This window comes from Methylobacterium fujisawaense (assembly GCF_014138435.1).
GTDB classification, from domain to species: domain Bacteria; phylum Pseudomonadota; class Alphaproteobacteria; order Rhizobiales; family Beijerinckiaceae; genus Methylobacterium; species Methylobacterium fujisawaense.
Genome location: NZ_JACJIM010000008.1, coordinates 271,107 through 297,371 on the forward strand (window position 1 = coordinate 271,107; position 26,265 = coordinate 297,371).

General features: G+C 70.4%; 25 protein-coding genes and 1 pseudogene. 14 read left to right on the forward strand and 12 right to left on the reverse strand.

From position 1 onward, the window contains the following. Positions 1 to 11: 11 nt before the first annotated feature. Together GGQ91_RS24000 and GGQ91_RS24005 are read right to left on the reverse strand one after the other, a co-directional pair. Positions 12 to 1,454, reverse strand: a complete 1,443-nt coding sequence (locus GGQ91_RS24000) for a HAMP domain-containing sensor histidine kinase (RefSeq protein WP_051044747.1) — start codon at positions 1,452 to 1,454, stop codon at positions 12 to 14. Further along, positions 1,447 to 2,124: a response regulator transcription factor gene (locus GGQ91_RS24005; protein ID WP_043349768.1), complete on the reverse strand. Its 678-nt coding sequence runs from the start codon at positions 2,122 to 2,124 to the stop codon at positions 1,447 to 1,449. The genes GGQ91_RS24000 and GGQ91_RS24005 overlap by 8 nt, the downstream gene beginning before the upstream one ends. Before the next feature lie 285 nt (positions 2,125 to 2,409). Between GGQ91_RS24005 and GGQ91_RS24010 the strand changes: the two genes are divergently transcribed. The 5 genes from GGQ91_RS24010 to GGQ91_RS24030 all read left to right on the forward strand — a co-directional run bounded on the left by GGQ91_RS24010 (position 2,410) and on the right by GGQ91_RS24030 (position 8,787). Further along, on the forward strand, positions 2,410 to 2,607 hold the full coding sequence (locus GGQ91_RS24010) for a polyhydroxyalkanoate synthesis regulator DNA-binding domain-containing protein (RefSeq protein ID WP_182593005.1): 198 nt from the start codon (positions 2,410 to 2,412) through the stop codon (positions 2,605 to 2,607). A 76-nt stretch (positions 2,608 to 2,683) separates the two neighbouring features. Further along, the gene (locus GGQ91_RS24015; RefSeq protein ID WP_246410886.1) at positions 2,684 to 4,042 is read left to right on the forward strand and encodes an efflux RND transporter periplasmic adaptor subunit; all 1,359 of its coding nucleotides are present in this window, start codon (positions 2,684 to 2,686) and stop codon (positions 4,040 to 4,042) included. 8 nt (positions 4,043 to 4,050) lie between these two features. Further along, positions 4,051 to 7,215 carry an efflux RND transporter permease subunit gene (locus tag GGQ91_RS24020; protein ID WP_182593007.1) on the forward strand — a complete coding sequence of 1,055 codons (3,165 nt, stop codon included), beginning with the start codon at positions 4,051 to 4,053 and terminating at the stop codon, positions 7,213 to 7,215. 161 nt (positions 7,216 to 7,376) lie between these two features. After that, a complete protein-coding gene (locus GGQ91_RS24025; RefSeq protein WP_043349781.1) occupies positions 7,377 to 8,339 on the forward strand; it encodes a glycosyltransferase in 963 nt (320 codons plus the stop codon). Beyond that, positions 8,329 to 8,787 carry a GtrA family protein gene (locus GGQ91_RS24030; protein ID WP_182593008.1) on the forward strand — a complete coding sequence of 153 codons (459 nt, stop codon included), beginning with the start codon at positions 8,329 to 8,331 and terminating at the stop codon, positions 8,785 to 8,787. The genes GGQ91_RS24025 and GGQ91_RS24030 overlap by 11 nt, the downstream gene beginning before the upstream one ends. Before the next feature lie 376 nt (positions 8,788 to 9,163). Here GGQ91_RS24030 and GGQ91_RS24035 read toward each other — a convergent pair whose 3' ends face one another. Continuing rightward, positions 9,164 to 10,777, reverse strand: a complete 1,614-nt coding sequence (locus GGQ91_RS24035) for a hypothetical protein (protein ID WP_182593009.1) — start codon at positions 10,775 to 10,777, stop codon at positions 9,164 to 9,166. A gap of 412 nt (positions 10,778 to 11,189) precedes the next feature. On the opposite strand from GGQ91_RS24035, the gene GGQ91_RS24040 reads away from it, so the two are divergent. Continuing rightward, entirely contained in the window at positions 11,190 to 11,417 is a 228-nt protein-coding gene (locus GGQ91_RS24040; protein WP_043349788.1) for a hypothetical protein, read from the forward strand. Between the two features lie 37 nt (positions 11,418 to 11,454). Here the strand turns inward: GGQ91_RS24040 and GGQ91_RS24045 are convergent, their stop codons facing one another. Then, entirely contained in the window at positions 11,455 to 11,724 is a 270-nt protein-coding gene (locus GGQ91_RS24045; RefSeq protein ID WP_179698459.1) for a hypothetical protein, read from the reverse strand. 239 nt (positions 11,725 to 11,963) lie between these two features. Between GGQ91_RS24045 and GGQ91_RS24050 the strand changes: the two genes are divergently transcribed. From GGQ91_RS24050 to GGQ91_RS24070, 5 genes are all read left to right on the forward strand, one after another. Beyond that, positions 11,964 to 12,254: a hypothetical protein gene (locus GGQ91_RS24050; protein ID WP_043349792.1), complete on the forward strand. Its 291-nt coding sequence runs from the start codon at positions 11,964 to 11,966 to the stop codon at positions 12,252 to 12,254. Positions 12,255 to 13,224: 970 nt separating this feature from the next. After that, positions 13,225 to 14,226 (forward strand): GHMP family kinase ATP-binding protein, encoded by a 1,002-nt coding sequence (locus GGQ91_RS24055; RefSeq protein ID WP_182593010.1) that lies wholly within the window; start codon positions 13,225 to 13,227, stop codon positions 14,224 to 14,226. A gap of 68 nt (positions 14,227 to 14,294) precedes the next feature. After that, the gene (locus GGQ91_RS24060; protein WP_043349794.1) at positions 14,295 to 15,227 is read left to right on the forward strand and encodes an NAD-dependent epimerase/dehydratase family protein; all 933 of its coding nucleotides are present in this window, start codon (positions 14,295 to 14,297) and stop codon (positions 15,225 to 15,227) included. Positions 15,228 to 15,309: 82 nt separating this feature from the next. Further along, complete coding sequence (locus GGQ91_RS24065) at positions 15,310 to 15,897, forward strand: SIS domain-containing protein (protein ID WP_043349796.1); 588 nt, start codon at positions 15,310 to 15,312, stop codon at positions 15,895 to 15,897. 10 nt (positions 15,898 to 15,907) lie between these two features. Then, positions 15,908 to 17,146, forward strand: a complete 1,239-nt coding sequence (locus tag GGQ91_RS24070; RefSeq protein ID WP_343066852.1) for an HAD-IIIA family hydrolase — start codon at positions 15,908 to 15,910, stop codon at positions 17,144 to 17,146. Between the two features lie 51 nt (positions 17,147 to 17,197). Here GGQ91_RS24070 and GGQ91_RS24075 read toward each other — a convergent pair whose 3' ends face one another. Further along, positions 17,198 to 17,347 (reverse strand): hypothetical protein, encoded by a 150-nt coding sequence (locus GGQ91_RS24075; protein WP_164706398.1) that lies wholly within the window; start codon positions 17,345 to 17,347, stop codon positions 17,198 to 17,200. A gap of 98 nt (positions 17,348 to 17,445) precedes the next feature. Then, positions 17,446 to 17,988 (reverse strand): NUDIX hydrolase, encoded by a 543-nt coding sequence (locus GGQ91_RS24080; protein ID WP_246410887.1) that lies wholly within the window; start codon positions 17,986 to 17,988, stop codon positions 17,446 to 17,448. Between the two features lie 207 nt (positions 17,989 to 18,195). Here GGQ91_RS24080 and GGQ91_RS24085 point away from each other — a divergent pair, with 207 nt between their 5' ends. From GGQ91_RS24085 to GGQ91_RS24095, 3 genes are read left to right on the forward strand one after another with little or no spacing between them, the layout of a single operon-like run. Continuing rightward, the gene (locus tag GGQ91_RS24085; RefSeq protein ID WP_236952883.1) at positions 18,196 to 19,452 is read left to right on the forward strand and encodes a class I SAM-dependent methyltransferase; all 1,257 of its coding nucleotides are present in this window, start codon (positions 18,196 to 18,198) and stop codon (positions 19,450 to 19,452) included. Between the two features lie 2 nt (positions 19,453 to 19,454). After that, positions 19,455 to 20,432: an NAD-dependent epimerase/dehydratase family protein gene (locus tag GGQ91_RS24090; protein ID WP_182593011.1), complete on the forward strand. Its 978-nt coding sequence runs from the start codon at positions 19,455 to 19,457 to the stop codon at positions 20,430 to 20,432. Next, positions 20,419 to 21,345: an NAD-dependent epimerase/dehydratase family protein gene (locus GGQ91_RS24095; protein ID WP_182593012.1), complete on the forward strand. Its 927-nt coding sequence runs from the start codon at positions 20,419 to 20,421 to the stop codon at positions 21,343 to 21,345. Before GGQ91_RS24090 ends, GGQ91_RS24095 begins: the two co-directional genes overlap by 14 nt. Positions 21,346 to 21,445: 100 nt before the next feature. On the opposite strand, the gene GGQ91_RS24100 is transcribed toward GGQ91_RS24095, so the two are convergent. The 6 genes and pseudogenes from GGQ91_RS24100 to GGQ91_RS24125 all read right to left on the reverse strand — a co-directional run. Then, a complete protein-coding gene (locus GGQ91_RS24100; protein ID WP_182593013.1) occupies positions 21,446 to 22,861 on the reverse strand; it encodes a phosphohexomutase domain-containing protein in 1,416 nt (471 codons plus the stop codon). A gap of 192 nt (positions 22,862 to 23,053) precedes the next feature. Continuing rightward, positions 23,054 to 23,374 (reverse strand): hypothetical protein, encoded by a 321-nt coding sequence (locus tag GGQ91_RS24105; RefSeq protein ID WP_043349814.1) that lies wholly within the window; start codon positions 23,372 to 23,374, stop codon positions 23,054 to 23,056. Between the two features lie 14 nt (positions 23,375 to 23,388). Further along, a complete protein-coding gene (locus GGQ91_RS24110; protein WP_043349817.1) occupies positions 23,389 to 24,141 on the reverse strand; it encodes an FkbM family methyltransferase in 753 nt (250 codons plus the stop codon). Positions 24,142 to 24,201: 60 nt separating this feature from the next. Next, on the reverse strand, positions 24,202 to 24,543 hold the full coding sequence (locus tag GGQ91_RS24115) for a hypothetical protein (protein WP_043349819.1): 342 nt from the start codon (positions 24,541 to 24,543) through the stop codon (positions 24,202 to 24,204). A gap of 199 nt (positions 24,544 to 24,742) precedes the next feature. Further along, on the reverse strand, positions 24,743 to 25,537 hold the full coding sequence (locus GGQ91_RS24120) for an ABC transporter permease (RefSeq protein ID WP_043349821.1): 795 nt from the start codon (positions 25,535 to 25,537) through the stop codon (positions 24,743 to 24,745). Positions 25,538 to 25,621: 84 nt separating this feature from the next. Continuing rightward, positions 25,622 to 26,265: pseudogene (locus tag GGQ91_RS24125) on the reverse strand (glycosyltransferase); the annotation flags it as partial.

The following is a 26,265-nucleotide window of genomic DNA, read 5'->3' on the forward strand; positions in this document are numbered from 1 at the left end:
TCACGGGCGAATTATGGGGATGACGGTCCACTTGTGATGGATGGCGCTGACCGGGCCGTCCGTGGGCCGGCCTCCGCCTCGGCGTGCGGGAAGCGCAGCTCGACATGGCAGCCGCCGCCCGCCGCGTCGCGGATCGCCACGGGGGCGCCGTGCAGGTCGGCGATCGCCGCCACGAGGCTCAGGCCCAGGCCGTGGCCGGGCGTCTGGCGCGCCGCCTCCGCGCGATAGAAGCGGTGGAACACCTGGCTGCGCTCCCCCGGTGGCAGCCCCGGGCCGGTATCGGCGACGGTCACGACGATCGCGGCCTCGGTCCGCTGCAATCCCACCGCGACGCGGCCGCCGGGCGGCGTGAATTTCAGGGCGTTGTCGAGGAGATTCGAGAGGGCCTCGAAGCACAGGTCGCGGTCGCCGTGGACGGGGTGCGGCCCGTCCGGCGCCGCGAGCGCGAGGTCGATGTCCTTCTCCTCGGCGAGCGGCGCGTGGAACTCGACCGCCACGGCCGCCACCTCGCCGAGATCGACCCGCGTGAACGCGCCGCGCCGCCGCCCGTCCTCCATCTCGCCGATCCGCAGGACGGCGGTGACCATGGCGAGCGTCTGGTCGATCCACACGAGCCCCTGGTCGATCGCCTCGTGGAACTCCGCGACGGTCCGGGCCTGGGACCGGGTGCGCTCGAGCCGGGCGCGCAGGCGGGTGAGCGGCGTGCGCAGGTCGTGGGCGACGGCGTCGCCGACGCTGCGGACCTCGCCCATGAGGTGCTCGATCTCGTCGAGCATCCGGTTCACGGTCCGGGTCAGCCGGTCGAACTCGTCGTCGCCCGGGCCGACCGGCAGGCGCTTGCCCAGGTCGCCGCGCATCACCTCGGCCACGGCGGCCTCGGTGGCGGCCAGGCGGCGGCGCGCGCGGCTCGTGAGCAGCAGGCCGCCCAGGGCCGAGAGTGCCAGCGTCGGCACCAGCCCGAGGCCGAGGGCGCGCAGGATCGTGGCCTTCACGCGGTCGATCTCGTCGGTGTCGTGGGCGATCACCACGGTGCTGCCGTCGGCGAGCGCCAGCGCGGCCGCCCAGATCTCGTCCTGGAGGCTGCGACCGGCGAGATCGACCGTCGCGCTCACCCGGTACGCGTCGCCGTCGCGCGCCAGACGGGCCGGCAACGCCCCGAGATTGCCGGCCCGGCGCGTCCCGTCCGGCGCGAACAGGCCGCCGTAATGCGTGGCGTGGACATCCATCGCGATCCACGTATCGACCCGGGTCGCCGCGACGCCAGGGTCGGCCGCGGCCGCCCGGACCTCCAGCCGGAGCGTTTCGGCGAGTTCCTCCCGCAGGTAGTCGGCCGTCTGCCAGTAGACGAAGGCGAACATCGCCAGGGCGAGCAGGAGCGACCACAGGGCGATGCCGAGCGCCCAGCGGATCGCGGTGGAGCGGAACAGGTCCGCCGAGCGGAGCCGATCAACCATCGGGCGTCAGCGTGAAGCCGGTGCCGCGCACGCTGTGGATCAGGGGCGGCTCCCCGCCCGCCTCCAGCTTCCGGCGCAGGCGCCCGACATGGACGTCGATCAGGTTGGACTTGGGCGTGAACCGGTAGTTCCAGACCTCCTCGAACAGCATCGCCCGGGTCACGATCTGGCCGGGGCGGCGCATGAGATACTCCAGGAGCTTGAGTTCGCGCGGCAGCAACTCCAGGTCGCGGGCGCCGCGCCGGCCCGTGCCGGCGATCAGGTCGATCGCGAGGTTGCCCACGTGCAGGACGGTCTCGCGGCTGTCGACCGGCCGCCGCAGCAGCGCCTCGATGCGTGCGGCGAGTTCGGCCAGCGCGAAGGGCTTGGCGAGGTAGTCGTCCCCGCCGGCGCGCAGGCCCCGGATCCGCTCGTCGACGTCGCCCAGGGCGCTCAGGACCAGCGCCGGCGTCCGATCCCCGTCGCGGCGCAGATCCTGGAGGACGCTCAGGCCGTCCCGGCCGGGGAGCATCCGGTCCAGGATGATCGCGCCCCAGCCGCCGTCCCGGGCCGCCCGGGCTCCGTCCGGACCGGTCGCGGTCCAGACGACCTCGTGGCCGCGCCCGCGCAGGTCGTCGAGCACGTCCCCGGCCGTCTCCGCATCATCCTCGATCAGCAGCAGCTTCGCCACGCGCGGCCCCCGCCCCGGTTCCACGCCCCGGCGCAGGCGCGGCTGTTTCCCGGTCCCGGACCCTTGTGCCGGACTTCGCGGCGCAAATCGCCCCGCGACCGTCCGCATGAACCCGAATTTAATGGCACCGCATCGCGTTGGCCCTCTTTATTGGAATGACTCTAGCCCGTACCCGCCCGCCCCTCGGCCGCCGGACGGTGCGCTTCCGGATTCCCTCGATGCGGACTTGGTCTCGCCTTCCCTGCCCGTCCCGCCGCTTCGCGCCCGATCCGTGGACGTCGGTGCATGCCTAGGAAGCGGCGCCCGCGGCGCCTGATCAACCGCTACGCGGCGAGCCGCCTGTACGATGTCGAGGCCCGGGCCTACGTCACCCTCGATCACCTCAAGGATCTGCGCAGCGCGGGCTACGAGGTCGTGGTCCGTGAGGTCGAGACCGGGCGCTTCGTGACCCAGGACGTGCTCAAGCCGGGCCTCGACGCGTGAGGCGGCCGGTCGAGTCGGCTGCGGCGCTCGGCGCCGGGCGATGGGGAGGCCTGCGGTGGATCGGATGGCGCTGACCATGGACGCCTCCGACGCCGCGCGGGAGGCCGAGACCGACGCGCAGGCGCCGCATCCGGATGTGGGGCCGACCGCGGCGGCCGCTCCGGAGGTCCGGCCCGGGAAGGCCCGGCGCGGCGGCGCACGCCTGGCCTGGCTCGTCCTGATCCTCGCCGCGCTCCTGGGCGCCGGCTGGATCTCGCGCGACGCGCTGCGCGACCGGCTCGGCTTGGGGCCTGCCCAAACCGGTGACGACGCCTCGGCGACGGCCTCGTCCGCCGCGAAGACGGAGGACGCGCCGGCACAATCGGACTTCGTCACCCTCGACGCGGCCGGCCAGAAGCGGTCCGGCCTCGCCTTCGGGACGGCCGAGACGCGCCGGATCGTCCTGCCGGTGCGCGCCCCCGGCACCGTCGCCTTCGACGAGCGGCGCGTGACGCATCTGAAGCCGCGCACGCAGGGGCGGGTCCTCAGCCTCGCGGTCCAGCCCGGCGACCGTGTCGCGGCCGGCCAGACCCTGGCGACCCTCGACGCCGCCGGGATCCTGGACGCGCGCAACGGCCTCCAGGCCGCCCAGGCGACCCTGGGCGAGGCGCAGGCCTCCGAGCGGGCCGCGGAGATACAGCTCAAGCGCGGCCAGGAGCAGCTCAAGTTCGGCGGCGTCGCCCAGGCCGAGGTCGAGCGGCGGCAGGTCGATCTCGCCAAGGCGCGCGCGGCGGTCCAGTCCGCCCAGGCCAATGCCGACATGTACCGGGCGCAGTATCAGCGCCTCGCCCCCGCGGAGGGCGCCGCGCCCGGCACCAGCGCGGTCGTCACCCCGATCGCCGGGGTCGTGACGCAGGTCGGCGTGACCCTCGGCGAGGTCGTCGACACCGCCCGCGACGCGTTCACGGTGGCCGATCCGGCCCGCGTCGTCGTGCTGGCCAATCTCTACGGTCCCGACATCACCCGGGTGAAGGCCGGGGACGCGGCCACGGTGGACAGCCCGATCCCTGGCCAGCCGCCCTTCGAGGGCCGGGTGCGCTCCGTCAACGCCGCCCTCGATCCGGCGACCAACACCGCGCCCGCGCGGCTCGAACTCGACAATCCCGAGGATCTGCTGCGCGCCAACATGTTCGTGTCGGTCACGGTGGCCGCCGATCTCGGCCGGTCGGGCGTCACCGTCCCGGCCGCCGCGATCCAGCAGACCGAGGCGGGCCCGATCGCCTTCGTGCGCGTCGCCCCCGACCGCTTCGAACGGCGCGTCCTGACCCTCGGGATCCAGCGGGCGGACTGGGTCGAGGTGACACGCGGCGTCGCGGCCGGAGAGAGCGTCGCGACGGCGGGCAGCTTCGGCCTCAAGGCGATCCTCATGCGCAGCCTGCTCGGCTCCACGGATTGAGCACCGCGATGAAGACCTGGTTCGCCCTGATGGTGCGCCGCCGGTTCCTGGTCCTGGTGGTGGCGCTCGCGGCCGCCGCGGGCGGGATCGCCAACCTCGAGGGCCTCTCCATCGACGCGGTGCCGGACATCTCGCCCCGGCAGGTGATGGTCCTGACCCTGTCGCCGGGGCTCGGCCCCCTGGAGGTCGAGCGTCTCGTCACCTTCCCGGTGGAGAATGCCATGGCGGGCGCGCCGGGCCTCGCCAATGTGCGCTCCACGTCCCGGGCCGGGGTCTCGGCGGTCTACGCGACCTTCGACGAATCCGTATCGGTGACCGAGGCCCGGGCCGAGGTGTTCCAGCGCCTGCCGCAGGCCAAGAGCCTGATGCCGGCCGGCGTCGGAGACCCGCAGATGGGCCCGATGGCGACGGGCCTGGGCGAGATCTACCAGTTCGAGCTGCGCGCGCCGGCCTACACGCCGATGCAGCTCAAGCGCATCCTGCAATGGACGATCGCCCCGAAGCTCAAGCTGACGCCGGGCATCGCCGATGTGAACATCTACGGCGGCCAGATGCCGACCTACGAGGCCCGCATCTCCGCCGATGCCCTGCGCCGTTACGGGGTCACCCTCGCCCAGGTCTACACGGCGCTCGCCGACAACAATGCCGCGCGCGGCGGCGCCTATCTGGAGCACAACGATCAGCAGGAGGTGATCCGCGGCCTCGGCCTCGCCAAGGGCCCGCAGGACATCGCCGACGTCGTGGTGGCGACCGGCCCCGGCGGCGTCCCGGTCACGCTCGCGACGCTCGGAACCGTGCAGGAGGCGCCCAAGGTCCGGCTCGGCGCCGTCACCCACGACGCCGCGGGCGAGACGGTCGTGGGCATCGCCCTCATGCGCTACGGCGAGAATGCCAGCGCGGTGGTCGAGCGGGTCAAGAAGACCATCGACGACCTGCGCCCGCAACTGCCGCCCGGGGTCGCGATCGTCCCCTATTACGACCGCAGCGCCCTCGTGGATCGCACGATCCATACGGTCGCGCACAACCTCCTTGAGGGGGCGGTGCTGGTGATCGTGGTCCTGCTGCTGCTGCTGGGCAACCTGCGGGCCGGCCTGATCGTCGCCGTCGCGATCCCGCTCGCGATGCTGATGGCGTTCGCCGGCATGCGCCTGCTCGGCCTGTCGGGCAACCTGATGAGTCTCGGCGCCATCGATTTCGGTCTGATCGTCGACGGCGCCGTGGTGATGATCGAGAACGTGTTGCGCGCGCGCGGGGAGCATCCGGACCGGCCGGCCACCGAGGTGGTGCGGGACGCCACCGCCGCCGTGGCGCGGCCGGTGATCTTCGCGGTGGCGATCATCATCCTCGTCTACGTGCCGATCCTCGCGCTGCAGGGCGTGGCCGGCAAGATGTTCGTGCCGATGGCGCTGACCGTGATCCTCGCGCTCGCCGGCGCTCTGGTCGTCACCCTCACGCTGATGCCGGCCCTGGCCGCCCTCTTCCTCGCCGGTCGCGGCGTCGGCGAGCGCGAGACGCGCCTCGTCCGGGGGATGCGCGCCGCCTACAGGCCGCTGCTGCGCGGCGCCGAGCGGCACGTGGTCCTGACCGTCGGGGTGGCGCTCGCGCTCTTCGCCGGCTCCTGCGTGCTGGCCACGCGCCTCGGCGGCGAGTTCCTGCCGAAGCTGTCGGAGGGCGCGATCGTCGTCACCTCGGAGAAGCTGCCGGGCATCGCCCTCGACGCGTCGCTGGCCACGGTCGGCCGGATCGAGCGGGTCCTGAAATCCTTCCCCGAGGTGAAGCGGGTGGTGTCCCTCACCGGCAGCGCCGAGATCCCCACCGACCCGATGGGCGTCGAATCGACCGACAGCTTCATCACCCTCGCCGACCCCGCCACCTGGACCACCGCGGCGACGCAGGACGGCCTCGTGGCCGCCTTCGACACGCGGCTGAAGGAGGAGGTGCCCGGTGTCGCCTACAGCTTCTCGCAGCCGATCCAGATGCGCATGGACGACCTGCTGGAGGGCGTGCGCGGCGACGTCGCGATCAGCCTGTACGGCGACGACCTCAAGGTCCTGAAGGACACGGCCGATGCCATCGTGCGGACGGTGTCGGGGGTCGAGGGCGCGGCGGACGTGAAGGCCGAGGCGCAGGCCGGCATGCCGGCGCTCTCGATCCAGGTCGACCGGGCCCGGGCCGCCCGTTACGGCATCACCGTGTCCGACGTGCTCGACGTCGTTGAGAGCATCGGCGGCCGCACCGCCGGCATGGTCTACGGGGACGACAACTCGATCACCGACATCGTGGTGCGCCTGGATCCCGCCGACCGCGGCGACATCGAGCGCATCCGCGCCCTGCCGGTCGGCCGCTCCGGCCAGGAGGCGGGTCGAGAGGCCGGCAGCCGGATGATGGTGCCGCTGGCAATGGTCGCCAGCGTGGAGGTCGCGACGGGACCGGCGCAGATCAGCCGGGAGCGGCTGCAGCGGCGGATCTCCGTTCAGGCGAACGTCCGGGGCCGCGACGTGCAGAGCTTCGTCGCGGCCGCCCAGGCCGCCGTGGCGCAGCAGGTCACGCTGCCGCCGCGCTACGCCCTGGTCTGGAGCGGCCAGTTCCAGAACCTGCAGGAGGCGACCGGCCGGCTGACGGTTGTCGTCCCGGCCGCGCTCGCGGCGATCCTGATCCTGCTGGTGGTGATGTTCGCCGATGTTCGCATCGCCGGCCTGATCTTCCTCAACGTGCCGATGGCGGCCACCGGCGGCATCCTGGCGCTGACCCTGCGCGGGATGCCGTTCTCGATCTCGGCGGCGATCGGCTTCATCGCGACCTTCGGCATCGCGGTCCTGAACGGCGTGGTGCTCACGAGCTACATCCGGGACCTCGAGGCCACCGGCCTCGGCGCCAAGGAGGCCGCGACGCGCGCCGCCGAGATGCGGCTGCGGCCGGTGATGATGACCGCCCTGGTCGCCGCGCTCGGCTTCCTGCCGATGGCGCTCTCGACGAGCGCGGGCGCGGAGGTGCAGCGGCCGCTCGCCACCGTGGTGATCGGCGGCCTGATCTCCGCGACGCTGCTCACCCTCGTGGTGCTGCCGGCGGTCTATCCGGTGGTCGCGGGCCTGCGCCTGCCCTTCGGCGGACCCGGCCGCGCAGCGCCCGCCGGCGTCCCGGAGGCGCGGAAGCGGGCGCGGGCCGAGGCGTGAGCCCGCGCGGCCGTCTCCGCCGAAGGACGTAGCCCGCCCTCCTTCGGCCGGCGCCGCTACGTCGAAAGCGCGGTCCGGCTCCGGAGCGCGGCCGATTGTGGTCGATCCGGACGGCCCGCACGGTGGCGGCAGGCCTCAGGCAGAGGCCGCGGAGCCCCGCCATGTCCGTCCTTGGCCTCGTCGCCGAAACCGCGCGCCCGCCCCGCCTGGCCGTTCTGGTCCCGTGCTACAACGAGAGCCTGACGATCGCGCAGGTCGTCGGCGATTTCCGCGCGGCCCTCCCGACGGCGCAGATCTACGTCTACGACAACAACTCCACCGACGGGACCGCCGAGGTCGCCCGAGCCGCGGGCGCGATCGTCCGGATCGAGCCGCGCCAGGGCAAGGGCAACGTCGTCCGGCGGATGTTCGGCGACGTCGAGGCCGACATCTACATCCTGGTCGACGGGGATGGCACCTACGACGCCGCGGCGGCACCGTTCCTGGTCGGACGGGTGCTCAAGGACGACCTCGACTTCGTTAACGGCGCCCGCGCGGAGGTCTCGCAGCAGGCCTACCGGCCGGGCCACCGCCTCGGGAACCGCGTCCTCACCGGCCTCGTCCAGGGCGTGTTCGGGCGCGAGTTCCGGGACATGCTCTCGGGCTACAAGGTCATGTCGCGCCGCTTCGTGAAGTCGTTCCCGGCGATGTCCAGCGGCTTCGAGACCGAGACCGAACTCGTGGTCCACGCGCTGGAGCTGCGCATGCCCGCTGCCGAGGTCACGACGGCCTATCAGGAGCGGCCGGCGGGATCGGTCAGCAAGCTGCGCACCTACCGGGACGGTGCGCGCATCCTGTACCTGATCCTGCGCCTGATGAAGGACGAGCGGCCGCTCCAGTTCTTCGGCGCGCTCAGCGTGGCGCTGCTGCTCGCCGCACTCGTGCTGGTCGCGCCCGTCATCGTCACCTTCGTCGAGACCGGCCTCGTGCCGCGCCTGCCGACGGCGGTCCTGAGCCTCGGCATCGTGATCCTCAGCGTGCTGACCTTCTTCACCGGGATCGTCCTCGACCTGACGACCCGCACCCGTCAGGAGCTGAAGCGCCTGCTCTACCTCTCGGTGGCCCGGCAGCTCGATGTCCGCTGAGGCCCGGGCATCCCGCAGCGAGGCGGAGCGCTTCGCGTGCTTCTGCCTCGTCGGCGGGATCGGATTCGTCACCGATGCCGGGCTGATGGCGCTCTGCATCCACGGCTTCGGCTGCGGGCCCTTCGCCGCCCGGGCGGTGTCCTTCACGGTGGCGGTGCTGGTCACGTTCCTGCTCAACAGGAGCCTCAGCTTCGCCGATCTGCGGGGGCGCCCGGTCCTGAGCGCCCTGGCCGGCTACCTGCTGGTGCAGGCCTTCGGCTTCGCCTGCAACATGCTGGTTTTCGCTCTGGCGATCCTCCGGCTTCCCGAGCCGTTCTCCGCCCCCCTCGCCGCCCTGGCCCTGGCCTCCGCGGTCGCCCTCGTCCTGAACTATGCGGGCGCGCGCCTCCTCGTCTTCTCCCGGGTCGGCTCCCGGGTCGGCCTGTCGTCCGCCCCCGAGCCTCGATAGCCGGGCGGCGCGGCTGCCCAGGCCAGCCTCCGATCCGCAGGCCGCGCCGCGATATCGGGACGGGTCCGGCCGTAGCGGACGGCCGTGTCCGGATCGCTCCCTAGATGGAGCCGGCCTCTCGGTCCGGCCGTGCTGGACCAGTCCGCACCCTCGGCTTCGGCTGCCGGAAGGCGCTGGAGCCGGTTCAGCTTCGGGACGGGCCCGTTCGTTGCCCGGTGAGATCGTCTGAAGGTCCGGGCGGCGCGATCCGCGCCTGAATGCCCGACCGCGGGGGGACCGCCGCCGTGCATCGCCCGGAGGCGGCCGCTTCGCGTATCCGCCGGCGTATGCCGTCCGTCCCGCCGCAGACGGGTCGGTTCGGCGCGCGCAGCGCCCGTCACACCGGCTTGCGCGCCGGCTGCGGCTCGCCCGGCCCGCCCGCATGGACCGCGAGCGCCACCATGAACAGCGCGCTGAGCCACGCCAGGCGCGCTTGGTAGCGGTCATGCGGTCCGGACAGAGCGCCGCAGGCTACCGCGTTGACGAGCAGCAGGAGGCAGATCCCGGTCCCGATCAGCATCAGGCGATCCAGACGCGCCCGGGTGTCGGCCCCGAGCCGGGGCCGCAGTGCCCAGTAGAGCGCGGTGACGGCCATCGCGGCCAAGCAGGACAGGAGGTTGACGCCGAAGGCACCCTGCAGGGTCGGGACGAGCGCGGCCTCCGGCGGGCACACGCCGGGTTGCGCGAGGCACCGGTCGAGCTTGGGGATCGTCTTCAGGATCGCGGCCGTCCTGAACTCGGCATCGTCGACGAGGAGATGCGTCCCGATCACGAACTCGGTCATGTCCACGCTGACGAGCTGCCGCAGGGCGTTGCGCGTCGAGGCCGCCGCCTGCGCGATCGGATGATGCAGGATTGCCGCGCGGACGAAGCGCCCCTCCTCGGCGCCGAGCGCCGTGCGCAGGGCGGCGGGCGCGGTGCTGAAGTTGGGACCGGGGCTCCCGCTGCCCCAGAGAAAGTCATTGTGGTCGACGAAGTGCCGGCCTGCGAAGGCGCAGGCCGCGAAGGGGCGATCGGACGGCGTGCAGGTCTCGGTGAGGAGCAGACGCCCCGGCCCATCGGCGATGACGCGCGCCATCAGGTAGGGCGGCGCTCCGACCGGGTGCCCGGAGACGCGTTCCGCGAGCCGGAGATAGGCCGCATTGAAGGCGAGCCCCAGGATCAGCGCCCCCCCGATCCAGAACAGCGACGCCCTGCGGACATGTCGGTCTGCGAAGGGGACGAGCCGGCACAGCGCGATCAGGACGAGCGCGGATCCGGCCAGCAGGACGATCGTGGCATGCATCACCAGGCTGAGGGCGACAACGCCCGCATAGGCGAGGGTTTTTCCGCGGGACGCCGCTGTGTCGAAGACGAGCAGCAGGGCCGCCAGGACGAAGGTCGCCGCGAAGACGTCGGGCATCAGGAAGCCGCTGAACGCCCCGGCGGAGGTGAGCAGCGCCAAGGCCGCCAGACCGGCCAGGACCGCTCCGGGCCGGGGTCGCTCCCAGACGAGATCGAGGAATGTCACGGTCAGCCAGGAGACGAGGACGGATTGGAGGACGATGATCCACCACACGCTCGCCAGGGCGGACAGGACGTAGAGCAGCAGCGCATAGACCGGGGAGCGCCCGCCCGCGATCGCGGCAAGGCCGCCCGCCGCATCCGAACTCGCGGCCGGATCGGCCATGACGGCGCCGCCGCTGCCGGCCGCCGCCGCCGAGCCGCCGAGCCGAACGAGACCGCTGAGGATGCTCCGGCCGATGATGAAGTAGTGCTCGCTGTCGGGGAACAGGAACGGGTGGCCGTTCCAGAGGGCCGGGATCAGAAACAGGATCGTCCCCGCCGACACCAGGATCGCCAGTCGCCCGGCGCCGCGGCGTCCGGCGGGCGAGCTCTCCGCGGACGCGCGCATGCGGGCGGGGGCGGCGCCAGGGCTCAAGGGGCCGGAGCGCTCGTCGACGATGATCATCGGTCCGGTCCTCGATCCCTCTGGCGCCATCGCGGGCTGCGTCCCCACGGCACCCGGACCCTGGTCCCCGTCACGCGAGCCCAGGAGCGCGCCGCCGATCGGCAAGCGGCTTCCGAGCCGCGATCTGCCGGTCCGACGTGGCACGGGCCGTCCGGGGCGGACTATCTCTCCTTTATGGGTAGGGGGCCGGCACGGTCGTCTCGCGGGGGATGGCCGCCCGGGACCGGACGGTGACACCATCCGCAATCGGTATGGGGATACGTAATTCTGTCCGGCTGCTCGCGAGGGCCCGAGACGGCTAAGGGTTTCCCACAAGACTCTCGGGCGCCGGCGGCTTCGCCTCCGACCGCAACCGCGCTCCGGGCGTTGTGCGAGAGGCTCTACGGGATCACGCGTAGAACAGGAGCCCGGCATGTTGGACGGCGACGCCTTTGCCCACGAGATCGCGGCGCTCCTGATCGCCGACATCAAGACGTCCGGCGCACGCACGCGGGGCGAGCTCGAGGAAGCCTGCCGTGTCTCCCTCGAGAGCCTGCTCGGCGACGCCGCGGTGCCGCCCGGGATCGCCGTGCTGATGCCGATCGGGCTGGACCGGTGGCCGCGGGTGGTCGTGAAGGGGCGGCGCCTGCCGGACGTGTAGGGAGCGTGGACCGGTTCCGGCCAGCACCGTCCCGGTCCTAGCGGCCGATCACACCCGTACCGCCGGTCGGGCCGATCGCGTTCGGTCCGGTATTCGGGGCGGGCGTCGCGGCCTGGTTGCGCTGGATGTCCATCCGCAGCGTGTTGCTCTGGGTCGTCTGCTCCTGCCGCAGGGCGCGCAGCTGGCCGCCGGTTTCCATGGATCGGTTTGCGGCGTTGGGATTGGTCTGCTGAACCTGGGCCGATGCCGATGCCGGTGTCGCGGCGATGGCGGCCAGACAGAGGCTCGTGATGATGAGGAGGCGCATGGGGAGGCTCTCGCGCTGACGGATCTTGCGGGGTCGACCCGCCGAGGGCCCGGCAAGTTCCCTCCGCCCGGCCGCGGATCGCGCCGAGGCGCCTCGGCCGCCCGGAATCCGCGCCGTGCGTAAGTGGACCTCCCCCGGCCCTGCGGCAGGGTTAGCCGAATCTTGCGGTCCCGCGGCGTCCTTCACGGCTTGTTAAGATGTCGGGGCAAGGCTGGGGGCGCTGTCGGGAGTGGGGTCTGATGCAAGCCTTGTCGGCGGAGGATGAACAAGCGGTCGAGCGGCTCACGCTCCGACTTCTTCAGGACGCCTATTGCGACCTCGCCGCCGTGCTGCGCGGCGCGCAGCCGCAGGCGGCCGCGGCGATCCTCGGGGTCATGGAGCAGCGCGTGACCGACGTCCTCACCCGGATCTGCCGGCAGGGTTCGGAAGGGGCGGCCTCGGTCGAGATCGCCGTCGCCGTCGGCGAGCGGATCGGCGAGATCATGGATCAGGCGCATGGGCGGGATGGGCCCGGCGTGCGGGCCGCCTGAGCCGGTGAACCCGCCCCGGCGCTCGCGGCACGGACGCCGCCGCGAGCCCTGCGTGATGGCGCGCCGCGGTTTCAGCGAGGCCGTTCGAGGCGCTGCCGGAGGCCGGGCCGACCGATGGCGGCAGACGGCTCGCAGAGGGAACCCGGCAGCCGTGCAGACTTCGTGTCCGGCGCGGGGCTGTCCGTTGCCGTGCTGGGAGGCCGTCGAACCGACGGACCGATGCACACGGATGCGCGGATCCTCATCCTAAGCCCGAACGATCGTTTACGAACCTTTAACCCTGATTTCGGAAGCTGCTTCCACAGGAACGACCGCTTCGAAACTGCGGTCGCAGTCGGGATATATGGGCCAGGATCACCGGTCGTCCGATGGGATGCGTATATCGATCCCTCCCGCAGGGCGCGGCGCCGGGACGGGGCCGGTGGGACGATCGACGACAGCCGACGGGATCGTGACGGCCGGGACAGTGCTCGGCGGCCGGAGACGTGTGTCCACGGGGTCTTCGCAGTTGGGGCGCGCGATCTGCAACGGCGTGACGCGTTGGCGCGAACGCCGCAGGGGCGCTCTCCGGCGGGCCGAGGATGTCCGGTCTGGCGCCTTCGCCGCTGCGATCGGGGCCGTGCGCGGTCGGCTTCGGGATGGGCTGGTCCCGCATCGTTCCGCGAGAGAGCGCCCGGGACGAGGCTGTTCGGCATCGGCCCGCGCAGGACGAAATCCGGTTCTCTTGGGATCCCGGGTTCAAAGCCATATGAAAATCTTCGCCCGTTCGATTTGAAGGATTGTCGATAAATAGACCGAAAAGGACATTTGACGTGTCGCGCTTGAGGAAAAGCCCTTGCCGTTGCTCCTGTCACAGGCGCCATGACACTGTTTCTTGCGTGTGCGCGTTGCAATGCGCTCGATTGATCCGGTCGGACCGTGTTTTCAATGTTCAAAACAACGATGCGCATGCAAGATCTGGAATGCCTAGATGCTGACGGTCACTCGGACGCCACTTCGAATCAGCCTTTTCGGTGGCGGCACTGATTATCCTGAATATTTTGAGCGCGCGCCCGGTGCGGTGGTCGGAACGGCGATTGACAAATACATTATCATCGCTGCGCTCGATTTGATTGGTTGCCAGGATTACAATTATAGACTGAGTTATTCTCGGATCGAGCATTGTAACAATGTCGAGGACATAGAGCACCCGGTCGTCCGGGAAGTCCTCAAGCATTTCGATGTCAATCGTCGGCTCGACATAAGCATCATATCCGATTTGCCTGCGGCAGGCAGCGGTCTCGGATCCTCGTCGGCCTTCACTGTCGGGTTTCTTCGGACAATCTATACAATTCTGAACCAGAAGCCGACAAAAATCGAGTTGTCGAAGAAGGCCATTGAAGTCGAACGCGAGATCCTGCGCGAGAACGTCGGCGTGCAGGACCAGCTCCATGCCGCCTTCGGCGGCATCAACCGGTTCGATTTCAGCGGTTCCGCGATTCGCATCTCCCCCGTTCAGATGAGTTCTACGGCCACACAGCAGCTCAACGCGTCGATGGTGCTGGTCCATACGGGCATCGCGCGGCGCGCGACGACCACGGTCGCCGCCCAGATCGCCGTGACGCGCGCGCGCGCGATCGACAAGGAATTGTCCGAACTCTACCGCCTCGTGGAGGAATGCGTCTCGCTGCTGGAGGCGGGGACGAGCGGCTGGCTCACGCAGCTCGGCGAGATGCTCTCCGCCTCGTGGCGCATCAAGCGCACCCTGTCGCGTGAGGTCTCGAATGCGGTGCTCGACGATCTGTTCGAGGCGATCATCGCGTCGGGGGCCTACGGGGCGAAGCTGTGCGGCGCGGGCGGGGGCGGCTTCTTCCTCGCCCTCATCGATCCGGACCGGCTTCCGGCTCTGACCGAGCGGGTGGCGCCGCTATCCGTCGTTCCGATCGGCATCGATGTCGACGGGTCGACCCTGATCTATCGCCAGACCCGCTGAGCGGCGCCCGCCCATCATTCCAGCCCGGCCGCAGGCGGCCCGACGGCTCATCGCGACGAGAGGCAACGATGCGAATTCTGATCACCGGCGGCGCCGGCTATATCGGGACGATCCTGGTGCCGATGCTCCTGGAGCGCGGGCATCACGTCACGGTTCTCGACACGTTCAAGTCCGGAGGGCCGGACCTGTCCTCGGCCTGCCAGTATGACGCCTTCGAGCCGATCAAGGGCGACGCGCGCGACACGCGCATCCTCGACGACCTGATCCCGAAGCACGACGTGCTCATCCCCCTCGCGGCCCTGGTCGGCGCACCCCTGTGCAAGGAGGACGCGATCGGCGCCACGACCCTGAACCGCGATGCCGTGATCGCCCTGGTCCAGCGCGCGGGCGGCGAGCAGAGGATCGTCTACCCGACGACCAATTCGGGCTACGGCGTCGGCGAGGCCGGCAAGTTCTGCACAGAGGAGTCGCCCCTGCGGCCGATCTCGCTCTACGGCACCACCAAGGTCGAGGCCGAGACGGCCGTGCTCGACAGCGGGCGCGGCGTCAGCCTGCGGCTCGCGACGGTGTTCGGCATGGCGCCGCGCATGCGCCTCGACCTCCTCGTCAACGACTTCACCCACCGGGCCGTGACCGACCGGGCGCTCCTGGTCTTCGAGGGCCACTTCAAGCGCAACTACATCCACATCCGCGACGTGGCCAAAGGCTTCATCCACGCGATCGACAATTACGACCGGATGCGCGGCGAGGCGTACAATCTCGGCCTGTCGAGCGCCAACCTGTCGAAGCTAGAACTCTGCGCGCGCATCAAGGCGCACGTGCCGAATTTCGTCTATGTCGAGGCCCCGATCGGCGAGGATCCGGACAAGCGCGACTACATCGTGTCCAATGCGAAGCTGGAGGCGACCGGCTGGTTCCCCGACTTCGACCTCGACCGGGGGATCAAGGAGCTGATCAAGGGCTTCCGGATGATCCGCAATTCGCGGTTCGCCAACGTCTGATCCGGACGGCTCCAGCCCAGCAGCGATCACCCCGCCGGACGGCCCGACAGGTCGGCCGGCGCGGGCACGGACCGAGGTGCTCATGAGCGCGATCGTCGATTTCCTCACGCAGACCCGCGACACCTTCCAGGCGGCCCTCGACGATTCCCGCTTCCAGGCGACCCTCGCCGAGATCGCCGACGTGGTGACCGCATCCCTGCGCGGCGGCGGCAAGCTCCTGACGATCGGCAATGGCGGGAGCGCCGGCGACGCGCAGCACATCGCGGGCGAGTTCGTCTCGCGGCTCAATTACGATCGGGCGCCCGCCGCCGCCCTGGCGCTGACCACGGACACCTCGGTGATCACCGCGATCGGCAACGATTACGGGTACGAGCACGTGTTCGCGCGGCAGGTGCTCGCCCTCGGGCGGCCGGGCGACGTCCTGCTCGCCCTCTCCACCTCCGGGCGCTCGCCGAGCGTGCTGAAGGCGATGGATGCGGCGCGGGCGCTGGGCGTGCGGGTCGTCGCGTTCACGGGCGCGACGGGCGGAGCGATGCCGGAGCGGGCGGATCTGTGCCTGTACGCGCCGTCGGACGCGACGCCCCTGATCCAGCAGGTCCACATCACCGCCGCGCACATCGTGTGCGGCCTCGTCGAGGAAAGCCTGTTCCCCCGCGGGACGGCGGCGTGAAGGGCGGCCCGTGACCGAGAGACCGAGAGGCGCCGGCAGCCCCATCCGGCAGGCCATGATCCTGTGCGGCGGATTCGGCACCCGCCTGGGCGCGCTGACGTCGGCGATGCCCAAGCCGCTGCTGCCCGTGGCGGGCGAGCCGTTCCTGGACGTCCTGCTGTTCGAGCTCGGCCGCCACGGCTTCACCGACATCGTGCTGCTGGCCTCGTTCCACAGCGAGAAGATCCGCGCCTACGCCGCCGACAACCCGGTCGCGCGACGCTTCGGCATGACGCTGCGGGTCTCGATCGAGCCGGAGCAGGCTGGGACCGGCGGCGCCGTCGTGCACGCCCTCCCCGAGGCGGACGAGACCTTCCTCCTGCTGAACGGCGACTCGTGGTTCGACGTCAACCTGCTGTCCCTGCCAGCCATGGCCGCGCGTCATCCGGAGGCGGCGATGGTCCTGTCGCTCCGCCGGGTGCCGGACGCGGCACGCTACGGCGTCGCGCTCCTCGACGGCGTGCGGATCACCGCCTTCCTCGAGCGGCCGCCCGAGCCGGGCCCCGGTCTCGTCAATGCCGGCGTCTATCTGGTGCGCAGCGACGCCTTGAAGGGCTTCCCGCCGGCCTGCTCGCTGGAACGGGACGTCCTGCCCGCTTTGGTCGCCGAGGGCCGCGTCGTGGGCGAGGCCTACGACGGTTACTTCCTCGATATCGGCGTGCCCGAGAGCTACGACCGCGCTCAGGTGGAGATCCCGGCCCGCCGGACGAGACCGGCCGCCTTCCTCGACCGGGACGGGGTCCTCAATCACGACCACGGCTATGTCGGTTCCGTGGACCGGTTCCACTGGATGGAGGGCGCGCGTGATGCGGTCCGCGCGCTGAACGATGCCGGCTTCTTCGTGTTCGTCGTCACGAACCAAGCGGGGGTCGCCCGCGGCTTCTACACCGAGGCCGATGTCGCCCGTCTGACGGCCTGGATGCGGGACGACCTGCGCGCGGCGGGCGCGCATATCGATGATCTCCGGTACTGCCCCTATCATCCGGACGGGACGGTGGAGGCCTACAGGGCGGTCCACGGCTGGCGGAAGCCCGAACCCGGCATGATCCTCGACCTGATGGACCACTGGGACATCGACCGCGCGCGCAGCTTCCTGATCGGCGATCAGCAAACCGATCTCGCCGCCGGCCGGGCGGCGGGGCTCGCCGTGCATCACTTCCGGTCGGACGACCTGCTCGCCTTCCTGCGCGAGGCCGCGCTGACGGGCTAGGAAGCGGCAACACGTGTGGGGGACCAGGGCGCGCGTCGCCGCGCGGCGGGTTCAGTCGTGGGACTGGATCGAGAGCTCCGCCTCGGCCGCCTCACGCATGGCGCGGTCCCAGTCGAGCCGGCGCTTGGGCGGCGTCTCGCGCTCGGCGTCCGCGGCCTTCCGATCTCGCGGAGCGACGATCTTGATGTCGTACTCGGGCACGCTTCAATCCGCTCTTTAACCTGCGATTAATCGTATTGGCGGAACGCGCGGGCCTTGTCAGCGGTTCGATCGCTCGATCCACAATCCGGTGACGCCCCTCATCCGCGGCCGGACAGACCGATCAGGATCATGGCGGCATGCACGGCTCCGACGATGGAGCCCGACTGGGCGAGCCGCAGAGCCTCGGCCCGCGGCACGCGCATCACCGCGATGTCTTCGCCGGGATCCGGACGCGCCGGCCCGGCCGCGATCACGCGCGCGCGGACGAGATGCATGCGGTTGGCGTAGCGGGCCGGATCCGCGTTGAGGGTGACCACGCGTTCGGCATCGGCAAAGGTGTAGCCGGTTTCCTCGCGCATCTCGCGCTCGGCGGCCGCGAGGATATCCGTGTCGCCGGGGTCGATGGCCCCGCCCGGAAGCTCCAGGCTCGGGCTCCCATAGGCGTGACGGTATTGGCGTACGAGGATGACGTGATCGGCCGCGTCGATGCCCAGCACGAGGGCGATGTCCGCGGTCTCGAGCACGTAATAGGGATCGAGGACGTGGCCCGACGGTGTCACGCAGTCGTCGGCACGGAGTCCGAGCCATCGATCCTTCATGATGTAGTTCGACTTGCGTATCGTCCATGCGGTTTCGGGCATGATTGTTTCCCCATCGAAGATATTGGTAGTGTTTTTGGCAGAGATGCGCTGAACGGCGCGAGGGTGCGGGCGGTATGGATCGGGTCGAATCCAGTGGTCCTGCCCTGTCGTCGATCCGGGCCGGAGCGATCGTTGCGCCCCTCCAGCTCAGCCGGTAAGCGTCTCGGGCACGTAGAGTCTCGCGCCGCGGATGTCATAGGTCGTACGATGACGGGAACGAAACTCGCCATGGCATGCCGCGTCTGCGATGGACGCGATGTCGAGCTGTTCCTCGACCTGACCGACCAGCCGCACTGCAACCGCCTGATCCCGCCGGACCTCGCCGACCGGCGCGAGCCGCATTTCCCCCTGCGCGCCGGCTTCTGCCACGACTGCACGCTCGTCCAGATCGATCACACGATCCCGAAGGAGAGCATGTTCAGCGACTACCCCTACGTCTCGGGCACGACGAAGACGCTGGTGGAGCATTTCCGCCAGACGGCGGCCCGGCTCGTGGAGCGGTACGGCCTCGGGCCGCAGGACCTCGTCGTCGATATCGGCAGCAACGACGGCACGTGGCTGCGGCAGTACGAGCCCTTCGGCCTGCGCCGCTGCGGCGTCGAGCCCGCCGCCAACGTCGTGGAACTGGCTCGCGCCGCGGGCGTGCCGACACTGAACCGCTTCTTCAACGAAGAGACCGCCGAGATCGTCCGCGCGCAGGACGGGCCGGCGAGCCTGATCACCGCCGCCGGCGTCTTCTTCCACCTGGAGGAACTGCACAGTGTCGTGAAAGGCATCGTCACGCTGCTCAAGCCGGACGGCGTCTTCGTCGTGCAGGCGATCTACCTGGGCGGCATGATCGAGAACACCGCCTTCGATCAGATCTACCACGAGCACCTGTGCTACTACACGCTCCGCTCCCTGGAGCAGCTGTTCGCGCGCCACGGCCTGGAGGTCTTCGACGTCAGCGTCGTCCCGGTCCACGGCGGCTCCCTTGAGGCGCATGTCGGCTTCCCCGGCGCCCACCCGGTCAGCGACGCGGTCAAGCGCATGCGCGCCGACGAGGAGGCCCGCGGCTACGGCACATTCGAGACCTATGTCGGCTTCGCCGAGAACGTCCGGCGCCTGCAGGCGGCGCTGCTCGATCTGCTGGAGCGCATGAACGCCGAGGGGAAGACGGTCCACGCCTACGGCGCCCCGGCCAAGGGCGCGACGCTGCTCAACGCCTTCGGCATCGGCCCGCGGCTGGTTCAATATGCGGCCGAGAAGAACCCGCTGAAGTTCGGCCGCCTGATCCCCGGCGCCCGCATCCCGATCGTCGAGGAGGGCAGCGTGCCCGCGCCCGACGCCTATCTGGTGCTCGCCTGGAACTTCATCGACGAGTTCCTGGCGCGCGAGCGCCGCTACCTCGAGAACGGCGGCGCCTTCATCGTTCCGGTGCCGGACCTCAAGGTGATCACCGCCGCCGACCTGCCGGCAGCCTGAGCGTGGCCGCCCTCCCCCCAGCCCCCCTGCCCGAGGCCGTCCTCGTCGTCGGTGCGACCGGGTTCGTCGGCCGCAACCTCGTCGCGCATCTCGCCGGCCGCGTGCCGCGGCTGATCGCGGTCAGCCCCTCCGGCCGTGCGGTGCCGGGGGCGACCGAGGCCGCGCGCTTCGACGCCCTCGAGGCGCTCTCGGTCCCCGCCGACGCGATCGTCTTCAACGTCGCCGCGCAGCGCTACGACGCCGACAAGTTCGAGACGGCGCAGAGCGACCTGCTCACCGGCAATGCGGAGATCGCCAACCGCCTCTACCGGTTCTGCCTGACGAAGGGCATCCGCGAGGTGCGCGCGGCCTCGAGCGTCGCGGTCTACCCGGCGGCCTGCGATCCCCTCGACGACGCGCAACCGGTCGACCTCAACGCGCTGCCCAATCCGAACGAGGCCTTCTACGCGTGGTCGAAGCGCTGGTCCGAGGTGGTCGCCGACCTGCACGCCGAGCGCTACGGGATCCACACGATCAGCTTCCGCCTGAGCAACCCCTACGGCCCCCACGACTCGACGGATCCGCGCAAGGCGCATGTCCTGCCGGCCTTCGTGATGCGCGCGCTGGCCCCGGGCGAGCGCTTCACGATCAAGGGCAACCCGCTGGTCGAGCGCGACTTCATCTACGTCGGCGACGTCGTCGACGTGTTCGCCCGGTCGCTCGCGATCCGGGAGACGAGCGACGCGCTCAACCTCTGCCGCGGCGAGACCACGACCCTGCTCGACCTCGCCCGAACCATCCTTGAGGTGGCCGGGGAGGACCGGCCCGTCCACGCTCCCGACACGGCGACTCACGGCGTGCTCGCCCGCCGTTCGACCAACCAGCGGCTGCGCGAGCGCTTCGGGATCTCGACCTTCACGGGGCTCGCGGACGGGCTGCGGCCGACGATCGCGTGGTATCGCCAGGAGTATCGCCAGGAGTACCGCCATGCCGGGGCCTGAGCGCGACATCGTCATCGGGGCGGACGGCTTCCTCGGGCGCAACCTCGTGCCGCGGCTCCGGGCCGAGGGCCGCGAGGTCGTCGAGATCGGCCGCGCGGCGGGCGACCTGTCCGACTGGGCCAATGTCGAGCGGGCGCTGCGCGCGGCGCCGCCGGCCGGCCGCATCTTCCACGTGGTGACCCGCCAGCGGACCGGCGCGATTCAGTACGACATCCAGGGCGAGCTCCTGGCGATCAACGCCCGGATCCACCTGAACGTCCTTGAGGCGTGGCGCCTGTACCAGCCGCAGGCCAAGCTCGTCTCCACGGGCTCGTCCTGCACCTATCCGGAATCGGCCGAGCCCCTCCCCGAGGCGCGCTTCGGACAGGGACCGACCCATCCCTCCGTGATCGGCTACGGGCTCGCCAAGCAGGTCCTGGCGACGGGCTCGGCGGCCTACGCGCACCAGTACGGATTGAGCTTCCTGCACTGCGTGCTGGCGACCCTGTACGGTCCGCACGACAACACGGCCTCCGACCGCAGCCACTTCGTCGGCGCCCTCCTCGACCGCGCCGTGCGGGAGAAGGCAGCGGGCGCGCAGGCCTTCGAGGTCTGGGGCAACCCGCAGACCGTCCGCGAGGTGCTCTACGTCGACGACCAGATCGACGCGATCCTGGCGGCCGACCGCGCGTTCGAGAACGAGATCCTCAACTGCGGCGCCAACACCCCCATCACCGTCGAGGCGGTGGCAGGGGCGGCCCTGGCGGCCCTCGACTGGTCCGTGCCCCTGGTGAGCCCGCCCGGCTCGTTCCAGGGCGCGGCCTACAAGATGCTCGACTCGACGCGGTTCCTCGGCCGGACCGGCTGGCAACCGCGCATCGATCTCGAAGCGGGCCTGCGCAGGCTCGTCGCGGCGGAGTATGCCGACCGCTGACGGGCCCGCCGCGCCGGGCCGGCGCTTGCCGTCAGCGCGCCTCGAAGGGTCCCGGCGTTCCGCGCGCCGCGAAGCCCAGCGTGCCGGAGCCTCCTGGCGATCAGGCCTTCGCCAGGGCCGCGGCGGCGGCAGCGAGCCCCCACCGGACGAGGTCCTGCGCATCCTGCGCCGACTTGGCCTCCGCATAACACCGCAACTCCGGTGCGTTCCCCGACGCCCGGAAATGGATCGTGCGTCCGCCATCGAGCCCGATCCGGATTCCATCCTGCTCGTCGATCGAATCCGGTGACCCGATCGGCCGGAGGAAGGCGGCCCGGAAATCCGCATCCCGGAGCCGCGCGAGGAAGGCGCCGCTTGTCTCGGACGGCGTGTTCGGAAGGCGGTCGCTGGCCATGTCGCCCGCATCGAGCGCGGACACCAAGTCGGCCAGGGGCAGGCCGGCCGCGCGCGCTGCCGCCAGGGTGGCGAGAATGGGCAGCATTGCGTCGCGGGTCGGCAGAGCGGGCAGCGTCTTGCCGTCGCGCGTGACGTCCGATCCGAGCAGGAAGCCGCCATTCGCCTCGAAGCCCGCAACGGTCCGCGCTCCGGCGGCTTTCGCCTGCTCCATGCCGGCGATGACGAAGGGCGAGCCGACTTTCGTGCGCACAACCGTCCGGAAGCCGCCGGCCTGCTCGAGGGCCGAGCCGGCCGTGACCGGCACCACCACCGTGTCGGCGCCCAGGTAACGGGCGGTGATGAGCCCGAGCACGTCGCCCCGCAGGATCCGGCCGTTGCCGTCGGCCACCAGCGGCCGGTCGGCGTCGCCGTCCGTGGTCACAAGGGCGTCGAAAGACCCCGGTGCCATGACATCGCGGATGAAGGCGATGTCCTCGGGACGATGGGCTTCGGTGTCGATCGGCACGAAGACCTGCGACCGACCGATCGGCGTCACCTGCGCGCCGAAGGCGGCGAGCAGGTCGGACAGCAGGTCGCGGGCCACCGAGCTCTGCTGATAGACCGCGATGCGCAGGCCCTTCAGGATGTCCGGCGCGAAGGCGGCGGCGTAGCGCTGCTGGTAGCGCGTGATGGCGTCGGGCTCGGGCGTCGCGGACGCCGCCGCCGGTCTCTCGCCGCTGGCCGGGATGTCCGTCAGGGCGGCCAGGATGGCCACCTCGTCGGCTTTGGTGATCTCGCCGTCGGGGCGGTAGAATTTCAGGCCGTTGCGATCCTCGGGGATGTGGCTGCCCGTGACCATGACCGCATAGGCGCCGCGCCGCATCGCTTCGAGGGCCAGGGCCGGGGTCGGCAGGGCGCCGCAATCGATCGCGGTGAAGCCGGCGGCCGCGGCCGCCTCCGCCACCGTGGCGGCGATCGCGGGGCTGCTGTCGCGCAGGTCCCGCCCGATCACCACCGCTCGGTGGGTGTCATCCGCCGAGACGGACCGGAAGAATGCGCTGGCATAGGCGTAGCTCGGCCCGCCGACGAGGTCGGTCACGAGACCGCGCAAGCCGCTCGTCCCGAATTTCAGACTGCTCACGAGATCCCCATCGTCTCCGGTTCGACGCACGCGCTCGCGATCGATGCCCCAAACCGTTCGCATTCTCAACGCTTGGGACCGGCGGATTGGCTCGGGCCGGGCGAGACTGGTCCGCCCCGAGACGCGGGCGGCGCTGCCTGGTGCGGCCCGCGCTCGGAACGCCTCTGTGCAGGCGGACCCGCCGCCAGCGCCTCAAGAGGCCGGTAACTGCTGTTCGAGATGCGCGCGCAGGATCGAGTAGTGGCGGACGACGTCATCGAGCCTGTCGGCGTTCGCCTTGCTGATCGCCTCCGAGCCGAGCGGCGGGCGGTAGGTCGCCGCATAATGGGCGGCGTGCGCCTTCAGCTTGGTGGCGACGAAGTCCAGATCGGCCGACCAGACGGCCTGCGCCCGAACCTGCTGAAGGCGCCGGGCGATGGCGAGCCAGTTCAGGTCGAGGGCGATGCCGCTGCCCATCTCCTTGAACAGGTCGAACATGGAATCGAGGATCGCGATCGCGGTCTGTGCCGACATGGCCCCGCCCTCCGTCAGGACCGTGCGGCCACGAGATCCGGGCGCGCGTACCAATCGTCGAACAGGGAGAGCTGACGAAAGCGCCGCCGGTAGCCTTGACCGGTCAGCAGCGCGTCGATCTTCTCCCGGCTGCCCGAGAAATTGTGCTCGACGCTGATCAGCGCGATGTCGTGACGCGTGAAATCGAAGCTCTGAAGCACGTCGAACTCGCCGCCTTCCACATCGATGCTCATGTAATCGATGCGCCGCGGCGCCCGCGCCTCCGCGAGGAACCGGTCCAGCGAGATCGTGGCCACCGGGTATTGCCGGCGCTCCTGCCGGAACTGGGCGTGGAAGTCGCCGTCTGCGAAGTCCTCCATGCCGGAGAGTTCGCCGATGTCGACCTCGTTGAACAGCACCTCGATCCCGTCGGTCTTGTAGACGCACTTGTCGGAGATGTAGCAGTTGCGATTGCGCTGCAGCGCCGCGTGCCACGCCCGGGCGGGCTCAGCGAGGGCGCCCTGCCAAGCGTAGGTCTTCTCCAGCAGGAGCGTGTTGCTGAGGCTGACGCCGTCGCAGGCGCCGAACTCCACGAAATAGCCGTTCCGCTTCTCCTGAAGCTCATACAGCACCCACAGGTCCTGCAGCAGCTGCGCGTTGGAGTACGGCGCCATCCGGGTGGCGAAGGACAGGAAGTCGAGTTCGGAGCCGAGGATGTGCGGGCGCGCGTCCAGATTGTCCCTCAGGTTGATCAGGGCATTGAACACCGTCAGGAGTTCGACATCCATGGTCCTCGGCTCCAGTCTCCGAACGGGGAACGCGCGCAGGCGCGTGGGGTGTCAGCGGTGTCAGCGGTGTGCCGCCGCCTGGACCGGCCTGCGCGGGCCCGCCAGGATCCGGTTCGATCCTTCGAACAGGATGCCGTGCTGGAGTGCCGCGGGGCCGTGATCCGGCACGGTCCGCGCCGCCCTGCGGATCGCGGACAGGAAGCGCTTGCGGCTGAATCCGTAGGGCCGCAGGCCTCCCAGGAGCGCCTCGAGGAGAGTCGATGTCGCCTCGGACCGCGCCCGGGCCAGATCGCGTTCCTGCAGGGCGGCGTCGCGCTCGGCCCTGAGAAGGGTCAATTCGATCTGCTGCTGCTGGATCCGGCGGATGTACGTCGTATCGATCGCATGAACGGCATTCGTCATCGTGCGGCAGCCCTGCCCCGGAGCGGGTTGAGTTTTCGAGGCCCGAAGGTCCGTCTGCGGCCCCGGATCCGGATCGGCATCCGGTCTGGCCGGTCGGATGCCGCGGCTCCCGCGTGCCTCCGGTTGTGCCAGACCGGCCCGAGAATCGTGCCGACCGCGTCAGGCGCGGCTCTCGGGACAGGCGTGATCCCGTCCCGGCTCACCCCTGCATCTTGCTGACGACATGCTTGACGAGCAGCAGGCCGATGCTGGCGCAGGTCAATCCGAACATGACGACATAGAGGTAATCTACTTGAATGCCGGCATAGGGATAGTACGCCGATCGAACCCATTCCGCCAACTGCATGGCGGGATTGTACTTCATCCAGTAATATACCTTGTCGGGCATGTAGCTCGGAAGGAACATGACGCCGCTGGACACGTACAGGATGATGCTGAACAGGGCGTAGCCGATCATCCAGCCGGGGAAGAAGCCGATGACCGCCACGTTGATCGTACCGATCCCGACCCCCAGGATGATGGCGGCGAGATAGCCGCACATGGCCGTGAACGGTTCTGCGGGGACGGGATTGGTCCCGATGGCGATCAGGATGGAGCAGACGACCAGCAGCGCGAGGAAGCCGGTCACGATCTCCACGAGGATCCGAGCCAGGATCACGTCGAACAGCTTGACCTGTGGATAGTAGGTCAGCGGTCGGTTCATGATCACCGCCTTCATGACCTCGCGGGAGATGTACTGGAAAACCAGAACCGGAACCGCCCCGGTCGCGAAGAACAGGGCCCGGTTGTCGCCGAGCGGCGCCGCCAGCTTCTGGAACGTGTAGATGGCGATCAGCATGAAGACGTGGACGCAGGGCCAGAGCACGACCACGCCGTAACCCCAGAGCGAGGCACCGAATCGGGTGCGCATGTCCCGCAGCATCAGGGCGTGCAGGACATGCAGATAGGACTCGATCGGGCTCTTTTGCCCGGGAGCCGTCGGGAGGGCGGGCATCGATTTGACCTCGCGTTGCCGGGCCTGCTTCGACGAGAAAAGGGGCCAAAGTGCGTTGACGGGCGCGTCCCGCGCCGGTCGGCGTCAGGGGGTGAGAGCGTAGTAGCCGCGCATCAGGCTGTCAGAGGTGGCGGCCCGGATCGGCGTGGCGACTCGGCCGCCGGCCGGAATGTCGAGGGCGAGCAGGCGGTCGTTGCAGGCGGCCGGGTCGGTGGCGAGGGCATAGGGCAGGAGATGGCCGTCCGGGTCGGCACGCAGCCGCTCCGCCGGTTCGCCGAGGTCGAAGGCCGCCACCGGCAGGCCCGTGCGCAGCGCCAGCGACAGCGCGTACGCGTAGGTCTCCGGCCAGATCGACGGCATCAGCACCAGATCGGCAGAGACCTGGGTCACGAGATCGAGGATTTCGTCATCCTCCCAATGACGGCCGGTCTCGGCGATCTGGAGGGCTGCCCGGGCGACCCGGTCGAGGGTCGGGTCGTCGGTGGAGTACCGCCCTGTCTCCGTGACGCCGGCCCGCTCCAGGCCGCCCGTCAGGGTCGGGTCGGAGAAGCCCACGATCGAGAAGCGCAAAGGCAGGTCTCGCTTGCGCGCGTCCGACGCCAAAGCCTGCAGCAGCAATCCGCCTTCGGGCAGGCTGATCGCGCCGAGCACCGCGACGCGGCGGACGCGTCCGGGCCGCTGCAGGGCGGTGGAGCGCACGCTGCGCTCCGGCTCGACATGCGGCCGCA

Bases quoted from the DNA above. Each gene is read 5' to 3' on its own strand.
- GGQ91_RS24040 (WP_043349788.1), top strand. From the start codon at position 11,190: ATGTTGGACGGCGACGCCTTTGCCCACGAGATCGCGGCGCTCCTGATC.
- GGQ91_RS24080 (WP_246410887.1), bottom strand. From the start codon at position 17,988: ATGCCCGAAACCGCATGGACGATACGCAAGTCGAACTACATCATGAAG.
- GGQ91_RS24035 (WP_182593009.1), bottom strand. From the start codon at position 10,777: ATGATCATCGTCGACGAGCGCTCCGGCCCCTTGAGCCCTGGCGCCGCC.
- GGQ91_RS24025 (WP_043349781.1), top strand. From the start codon at position 7,377: ATGTCCGTCCTTGGCCTCGTCGCCGAAACCGCGCGCCCGCCCCGCCTG.
- GGQ91_RS24095 (WP_182593012.1), top strand. From the start codon at position 20,419: ATGCCGGGGCCTGAGCGCGACATCGTCATCGGGGCGGACGGCTTCCTC.
- GGQ91_RS24030 (WP_182593008.1), top strand. From the start codon at position 8,329: ATGTCCGCTGAGGCCCGGGCATCCCGCAGCGAGGCGGAGCGCTTCGCG.
- GGQ91_RS24010 (WP_182593005.1), top strand. From the start codon at position 2,410: ATGCCTAGGAAGCGGCGCCCGCGGCGCCTGATCAACCGCTACGCGGCG.
- GGQ91_RS24110 (WP_043349817.1), bottom strand. From the start codon at position 24,141: ATGGATGTCGAACTCCTGACGGTGTTCAATGCCCTGATCAACCTGAGG.
- GGQ91_RS24115 (WP_043349819.1), bottom strand. From the start codon at position 24,543: ATGACGAATGCCGTTCATGCGATCGATACGACGTACATCCGCCGGATC.
- GGQ91_RS24060 (WP_043349794.1), top strand. From the start codon at position 14,295: ATGCGAATTCTGATCACCGGCGGCGCCGGCTATATCGGGACGATCCTG.
- GGQ91_RS24105 (WP_043349814.1), bottom strand. From the start codon at position 23,374: ATGTCGGCACAGACCGCGATCGCGATCCTCGATTCCATGTTCGACCTG.
- GGQ91_RS24050 (WP_043349792.1), top strand. From the start codon at position 11,964: ATGCAAGCCTTGTCGGCGGAGGATGAACAAGCGGTCGAGCGGCTCACG.
- GGQ91_RS24120 (WP_043349821.1), bottom strand. From the start codon at position 25,537: ATGCCCGCCCTCCCGACGGCTCCCGGGCAAAAGAGCCCGATCGAGTCC.
- GGQ91_RS24015 (WP_246410886.1), top strand. From the start codon at position 2,684: ATGGACGCCTCCGACGCCGCGCGGGAGGCCGAGACCGACGCGCAGGCG.
- GGQ91_RS24065 (WP_043349796.1), top strand. From the start codon at position 15,310: ATGAGCGCGATCGTCGATTTCCTCACGCAGACCCGCGACACCTTCCAG.
- GGQ91_RS24000 (WP_051044747.1), bottom strand. From the start codon at position 1,454: ATGGTTGATCGGCTCCGCTCGGCGGACCTGTTCCGCTCCACCGCGATC.
- GGQ91_RS24055 (WP_182593010.1), top strand. From the start codon at position 13,225: ATGCTGACGGTCACTCGGACGCCACTTCGAATCAGCCTTTTCGGTGGC.
- GGQ91_RS24020 (WP_182593007.1), top strand. From the start codon at position 4,051: ATGAAGACCTGGTTCGCCCTGATGGTGCGCCGCCGGTTCCTGGTCCTG.
- GGQ91_RS24085 (WP_236952883.1), top strand. From the start codon at position 18,196: ATGACGGGAACGAAACTCGCCATGGCATGCCGCGTCTGCGATGGACGC.
- GGQ91_RS24045 (WP_179698459.1), bottom strand. From the start codon at position 11,724: ATGCGCCTCCTCATCATCACGAGCCTCTGTCTGGCCGCCATCGCCGCG.